Source organism: Rhodococcus chondri, from assembly GCF_036327435.1.
GTDB classification, from domain to species: Bacteria; Actinomycetota; Actinomycetes; order Mycobacteriales; family Mycobacteriaceae; genus Rhodococcus; species Rhodococcus chondri.
Window position 1 is genome coordinate 1 of sequence record NZ_JAUZMZ010000236.1, and the last position, 5,726, is coordinate 5,726.

The 5,726-nt window shown below is 70.7% G+C and carries 7 protein-coding genes; all 7 read left to right on the top strand.

Features of this window, described 5'->3' with window-relative positions:
- The coding region (locus tag Q8814_RS23865; RefSeq protein WP_330154452.1) for a type III secretion system chaperone family protein at positions 1 to 507 on the top strand (507 nt) is incomplete at its 5' end.
- Between the two features lie 27 nt (positions 508 to 534).
- Positions 535 to 1,320 carry an SDR family NAD(P)-dependent oxidoreductase gene (locus Q8814_RS23870; protein ID WP_330154453.1) on the top strand — a complete coding sequence of 262 codons (786 nt, stop codon included), beginning with the start codon at positions 535 to 537 and terminating at the stop codon, positions 1,318 to 1,320.
- Positions 1,321 to 1,419: 99 nt separating this feature from the next.
- Positions 1,420 to 2,052, top strand: a complete 633-nt coding sequence (locus Q8814_RS23875) for an alcohol dehydrogenase catalytic domain-containing protein (RefSeq protein ID WP_330154454.1) — start codon at positions 1,420 to 1,422, stop codon at positions 2,050 to 2,052.
- 120 nt (positions 2,053 to 2,172) lie between these two features.
- Positions 2,173 to 2,787: a LemA family protein gene (locus Q8814_RS23880; RefSeq protein ID WP_330154455.1), complete on the top strand. Its 615-nt coding sequence runs from the start codon at positions 2,173 to 2,175 to the stop codon at positions 2,785 to 2,787.
- A gap of 77 nt (positions 2,788 to 2,864) precedes the next feature.
- Complete coding sequence (gene pyrE, locus Q8814_RS23885; protein WP_330154456.1) at positions 2,865 to 3,407, top strand: orotate phosphoribosyltransferase; 543 nt, start codon at positions 2,865 to 2,867, stop codon at positions 3,405 to 3,407.
- Positions 3,408 to 3,414: 7 nt separating this feature from the next.
- Positions 3,415 to 4,533: a galactose-1-phosphate uridylyltransferase gene (gene galT / locus Q8814_RS23890; RefSeq protein WP_330154457.1), complete on the top strand. Its 1,119-nt coding sequence runs from the start codon at positions 3,415 to 3,417 to the stop codon at positions 4,531 to 4,533.
- On the top strand, positions 4,530 to 5,660 hold the full coding sequence (galK, locus tag Q8814_RS23895; RefSeq protein WP_330154458.1) for a galactokinase: 1,131 nt from the start codon (positions 4,530 to 4,532) through the stop codon (positions 5,658 to 5,660). The genes galT and galK overlap by 4 nt, the downstream gene beginning before the upstream one ends.
- The last annotated feature ends 66 nt before the right edge of the window (positions 5,661 to 5,726 follow it).

Here is a 5,726-nt window from a genome sequence, read left to right on the forward strand (position 1 = left end):
AACTGGCACCGCGCGGCCCTGGCGAAGCAGGAGTATCTCGGCGCCATCGACGTCGTCCACGGGGTGCGTCGCGGCGAAGAGTTCATCCTGTTCGACATCGAGGAAACCGCAACCATCGTCGCGGTCCGGCGCAAGGTCGGCTCGGACGTCGACATCGACCTGCGCCTCAAGTCGACCGCGCCGCCGAAAGACTCCGACATGAACCTGCTCGGGTCGATCGGACCGCGGATCGTGTTCGCTACCGACCTCGAGATCGCCCGCCGGGTGTGCGACCAGCGCATGGTGGCATTCACCCAGTCCATCCCTCCGCACGTGCAGATGCTGTGGAGCGAGAACGAGTGGACGCTCGGCTCGATCCCGGTCGGCAGCAACGGCCGCGAATGGGATGCGGCGATCGAAACCGTCGCCCGGCTCTCCGGAATCCTGCACGTGTTGCCGCCGGTCGTCGAACCCGCCGGTGTCGAACGCAGCGTCCACGACCCGGGACGTCCGTCCGCCCAACGATGACCCGGCCGCCCGTCTAGGGTGTCGGCCATGACTTCCGCTCAACGTCCCGTCGCGCTCATCACCGGCCCGAGCTCGGGAATCGGCGCCGGCTTCGCACGGGCGCTCGCAGGCAAGGGCTACGACCTCGTGCTGGTGGCCCGCAACCGCGCGGCGCTCGACGCCCTCGCCACCGAGCTGCAGCAGCGGTTCGGCGCGTCGTCGGAGGTACTGGCCGTCGACCTCGCGACCGTCGAGGGGCGCAGGGCCGTCGTCGAACGGCTCGCCCGCGGCGTGGACATGCTCGTCAACAACGCGGGTTTCGGCACCACCGGCGAATTCTGGACCGCCGACCCCGCACTGCTGCAGTCGCAGCTCGACGTCAACGTCACCGCCGTCCTCGAGCTCACCCGGGCCGCGCTGCCCGTGATGATCGATGCCGGCAGAGGCGACATCGTCAACGTCGCCAGTGTCGCGGGGCTGCTCCCCGGTCGCGGCTCGACCTACTCGGCCAGCAAGGCGTACGTCGTGTCGTTCACCGAGGGCCTGGCCGGTGGGCTCGCCGGCACCGGCGTGCGGGTGCAGGCGCTGTGTCCCGGTTTCGTCAGGACCGAATTCCACCGTCGCGCCGGCATCGACATGAGTTCGACGCCGGACATCCTGTGGCTCGACGTCGACCAGGTGGTGCGGACCTCGCTCGCCGACCTCGAAGCCGGCAAGGTGCGCAGCATCCCCGGTGTGCAGTACAAGGTGCTCGCGACGGCGGGCCGGCTGGTGCCGCAGAACCTGGTCCGGAAACTCACCAACACGTTCGGCAACGGCCGCGGCCGTACCTGAGCCGACGGGCCGCACCGGGGCCGGCCGGGTTTCCGAGGTGGGATCAGACGCCCGGCCCGACAGAGGCTTAGCAGCGGGGGCTGCGGGTATGCGGGGCAGATGCCGGCGTTGACCGTCGAACCGGGACGTACCGATTCTTTGCGGGTCGAGCAGATCCCGGATCCGACCGGGCGGCCGGGACAGTTGCTGGTGCAGGGCCTGGCACTGGGGATCTGTGGCACCGACAGGGAGATCGCTCGCGGCGACTACGGGTCGGCGCCGCCCGGTCGAGACCGCCTGGTGCTCGGGCACGAATCATTGGGCCGGTTTCTCGAAGCGCCCGCCGAATCGGGATTCTCCGAGGGCGACCTGGTGGTCGGTGTGGTGCGGCGGCCGGATCCGCAACCGTGCGGGGCGTGTGCCCACGGAGAGTTCGACATGTGCCGCAACGGCCGCTACCGCGAACGTGGCATCACGTGTCTGACCGGGATATCGGCCGCCGGACGGACGATCGACTTCGACGCCGGGGCACTCAACCGCTCGATCGTGCTGGAAAACGACGTGGTGATCGGATCCGTCAACGCGAACCTGCGCCACTACCGCGCCGCCGCCGACGCGCTGGCCGCCGCCGATACCGGATGGCTCGAAGCGATGATCACCCGTCGCGTGCCCCTCGACCGTGCGTTCGACGCATTCGACGTCCACCCCGAGGATGTGAAAGTCGTCCTCGACCTCGAGGCTGCGCGGCCCTGAGCGAGATCATCGAGCCCGGGAAAAGAACTCGGGCGTACCCAGATCACGGTATGGACACACCACCGGGACACGCGCGGGGCATTGTTCACCTTCACTGCGCGGCTCGGTACATTTTCGCGCGTGACCTCTGTGGCTGTGGTGATTGTTGTTGCGCTGGTGGCAGCGGTACTGCTGTGGATCCGTGCCGGGGTACACCGGTTGCACGCCCTCAGGAGCCGCCACCGCGACAGCATGCGCCTGCTCTTCAACGAACTCGACGACCGATACGACCTGATCCCCGCGCTCATCGCGGCCTCGGCGGGGGCGGGAGTCGAGCGCAGCCGCATCAGCCCGGTGGTCGGTGCCCGCACCCTCGCGATCGGGATGCGCGACCAGCGGCTCGGCGTCGGCGAACGCGCCGCGACCGAAAACGCCCTGTCCGCCGCCCTGCACGAACTGATCGGGATGCTCGACGGCGTCAACCACTGGCCGTTCATCCGGGTCGCGCGCGAACTGCAGATCCGGGAACAGCGCATCGCCGGTGCCGCCCGCGTCTACAACGACCTCGGCGGCACCATCAACACCGCGGTCACCCGCTTCCCGACCTCCGTGTTCGCCAAGCTCGGCGGGATCGGCGCCGTCCCGCTGTTCGAGGTGCCACCCGGACTCGCCGCCGCGGCAACGCCGCAGGTCGACGGTGCGGCGGTCGCCCCGCAGCCGGCCGCCGACACCGATTCCGGCACCGTCGCGGCCTGATCGCGAACCGGGCGGCTAGGCTCGTTGCCGCCGGTTCCGCGACCGGCAGCGAACGAGACGACGGTGAGGAAACAGCGATGACTGATCGCGACGAGCTGGCTGCACTGGTACGTGAGCTGGCGGTGGTGCACGGCAAGGTGACGTTGTCGTCGGGTAAGGAAGCCGACTACTACGTAGATCTGCGCCGCGCGACCCTGCACCATCGCGCCGCCCCGCTCATCGGATCGCTGCTGCGAGAACTCGTCTCCGACTGGGACTTCGACGCGGTCGGCGGCCTGACGATGGGCGCCGACCCGGTCGCGATGGCCGTCATGCACGCCCCCGGCCGCCCCATCGACGCTTTCGTCGTCCGCAAGGCCGCCAAGGCACACGGCATGCAGCGCCGGATCGAGGGGCCGGACGTCGTGGGCAAGCGTGTCCTCGTCGTCGAAGACACCACCACGACCGGCAACTCGCCGCTCACCGCCGTCAAGGCCCTGCGCGACGCCGGCGCGGTCGTCGTGGGTGTCGCGACGGTCGTCGACCGCAACACCGGCGCCGACGAGGTGATCGCCGCGGAGGGCGTCGAGTACCGGTCGCTGCTCGGACTCGCCGACCTCGGCCTGGACGACACCCGGTAGCCGGACTGTGGACGCGCGGGTCCGGCAGACCGCCACGCGGCTGGCGGACGGCCGCGAACTGATCTACTTCGACGACACCGACCCCTACGCCGGGGGGGCGGCGACCCGGGAACTGCGCGATCACCGCGACCTGCCGCCGGTCGCCGCGGCCTCCGAGGTGCGGCGCGACCCGCTGACCGGCGAATGGGTCACGTTCGCGGCACACCGTATGGACCGCACCTTCCTGCCCGCGGCCACCGAATGCCCGCTGTGCCCGACCCGGCCGGGCCGCCCCGCCACCGAGATCCCGGCCGGCGACTACGACGTGGTGGTGTTCGAGAACCGTTTTCCGGCGCTCGGCTCGGCGGCGGACACCTACACCCCGGTCGACGACGAGCCGCTGTGGCCGCGACAACCCGCGGGTGGGCGATGCGAGGTGGTTGCCTTCACCGCCGACCACGACGCCCGGTTCGCGGATCTGACGCTCGCGCGGACCCGCACCGTCGTCGACGCCCTGGCTGCCCGCACCGCGGCGTTGTCGGCGTCGCCGGGGGTGCGGCAGGTGTTCTGCTTCGAGAACCGCGGCATCGAAATCGGTGTGACACTTCAACATCCGCACGGTCAGATCTACGCGTATCCCTTTCTCGCGCCACGCGCGCAAGCGCTGCTCGACCGCGCCCGCGAGCATCACGCATGCACCGGCCGGTCGCTGCAACGCGACATTCTCGACGCCGAACGCCGCGCCGAACGACGGGTGGTGTGGTCCGGCGACCACTGGACCGCATACGTGCCGGCCGCGGCGCGATGGCCGGTCGAAGTGCACCTGGCGCCGCACCGCGACGTTCCCGATCTGGCCGGTCTCGACGACACCGAACGCGACGAGCTGGCCCGCATCTACCGCGACCTGCTCGGCCGCATCGACCGGTTCTTCGACGGCGTGGATCGCGTGCCCTACATCGCGGCGTGGCATCAGGCGCCGGTCGGGGAGGGGCGTGAGTACGGCCGGCTGTTCTGCCAGATCTTTTCGCTGCGCCGGGCCCCCGGCAAGCTGAAGTATCTGGCCGCCTCCGAATCGGCGATGGGTGCCTGGATCAGCGACACGACGCCCGAGCGCATCGCGCAGCGCCTGCGGGGGGTCGCACCGTGACGGCGTGCGACCGCGCGGCCCACGCATTCCGCACGGTGTTCGACGCAGAGCCGGACGGTCTCTGGTGCGCGCCGGGCCGCGTCAATCTGATCGGCGAGCACGTCGACTACGCGGGTGGACTGTGTCTGCCGATGGCGCTGTCGCAGGTCACCGCGGTAGCGGTACGGCGCCGCGACGACGGACGCCTCCGGCTGCACAGCGAGGGATTCGACCCCGTCGACATCGATCCGGGCACCGGACGGGTCGACGGGTGGGGCGCCTACGTCGCGGGGGTGGTGTGGGCGCTCGATCCGCCGGGGTTCACCGGCGTCGACATCGCGGTCGTGTCGGAGGTGCCGGTCGGGGCGGGCCTGTCGTCGTCGGCCGCGCTCGAGGCCGCGGTCGCGCTGGCGCTCGCCGAATTGTGCGGCCTGCCTACCGACGATGCGGGCCGGGACGCACTCGCCGCCGTCTGCGTGTGCGCCGAGAACGACTACGTCGGTGCCCCGACCGGCGGCATGGACCAGCAGATCGCGCTGCGCGGCCGCGGCGGGTACGCGCTGCTGCTGGACTGCGCGGACGGGAGCGTCGACCACATCCCCGTCGACCTCGCCCGGCACGGGCTGACTCTCCTCGTCGTCGATACCGGCACCGGGCATCGCCTCGTCGACGGCCGGTACGGCGAGCGGCGCACCGCGGTGGAGGACGCCGTGAGCCGGCTGAGCGTGCGATCCCTGCGGGATCTCCACGCGCCGGAAGATGTGGATTCCCTGGACGATCCGGTCCTGCGCCGCCGTGCGCGACACGTGGTCACCGAAATCGCGCGCGTGCAGGACGCGGTCGCGCGGTTGCGAGCAGGTGACATACGCGATCTCGGTCCACTGCTCGACGCGTCGCACCGGTCGCTGCGCGACGACTTCGAGGTCAGCTGCCTCGAACTCGATACCGCGGTCGACGCGGCGCGATCGGCGGGAGCACTGGGCGCCCGCATGGTCGGCGGGGGCTTCGGTGGTTCGGTGATCGCGCTGTGCGAGTCGAGCCGTGTCGCGCAGATCGAAGGCGCCGTGACCGCCGCGGCCGGGCGTCACGACCTGCCGCGACCCCGGTTCCTGCATGCGGTGCCGTCGCCCGGTGCGCGTCGCTGCTGACGACCGGTACTGTGCGCGCATGGGTTGGTTCAGCCGAAACAGGTGGGGCGTCGAGCACGCGGTATT

What these genes read in the sequence shown, in the direction of transcription:
- Q8814_RS23870 (WP_330154453.1), top strand. Translation starts at nt 535, where the DNA reads ATGACTTCCGCTCAACGTCCCGTCGCGCTCATCACCGGCCCGAGCTCG.
- Q8814_RS23875 (WP_330154454.1), top strand. Translation starts at nt 1,420, where the DNA reads ATGCCGGCGTTGACCGTCGAACCGGGACGTACCGATTCTTTGCGGGTC.
- pyrE (WP_330154456.1), top strand. Translation starts at nt 2,865, where the DNA reads ATGACTGATCGCGACGAGCTGGCTGCACTGGTACGTGAGCTGGCGGTG.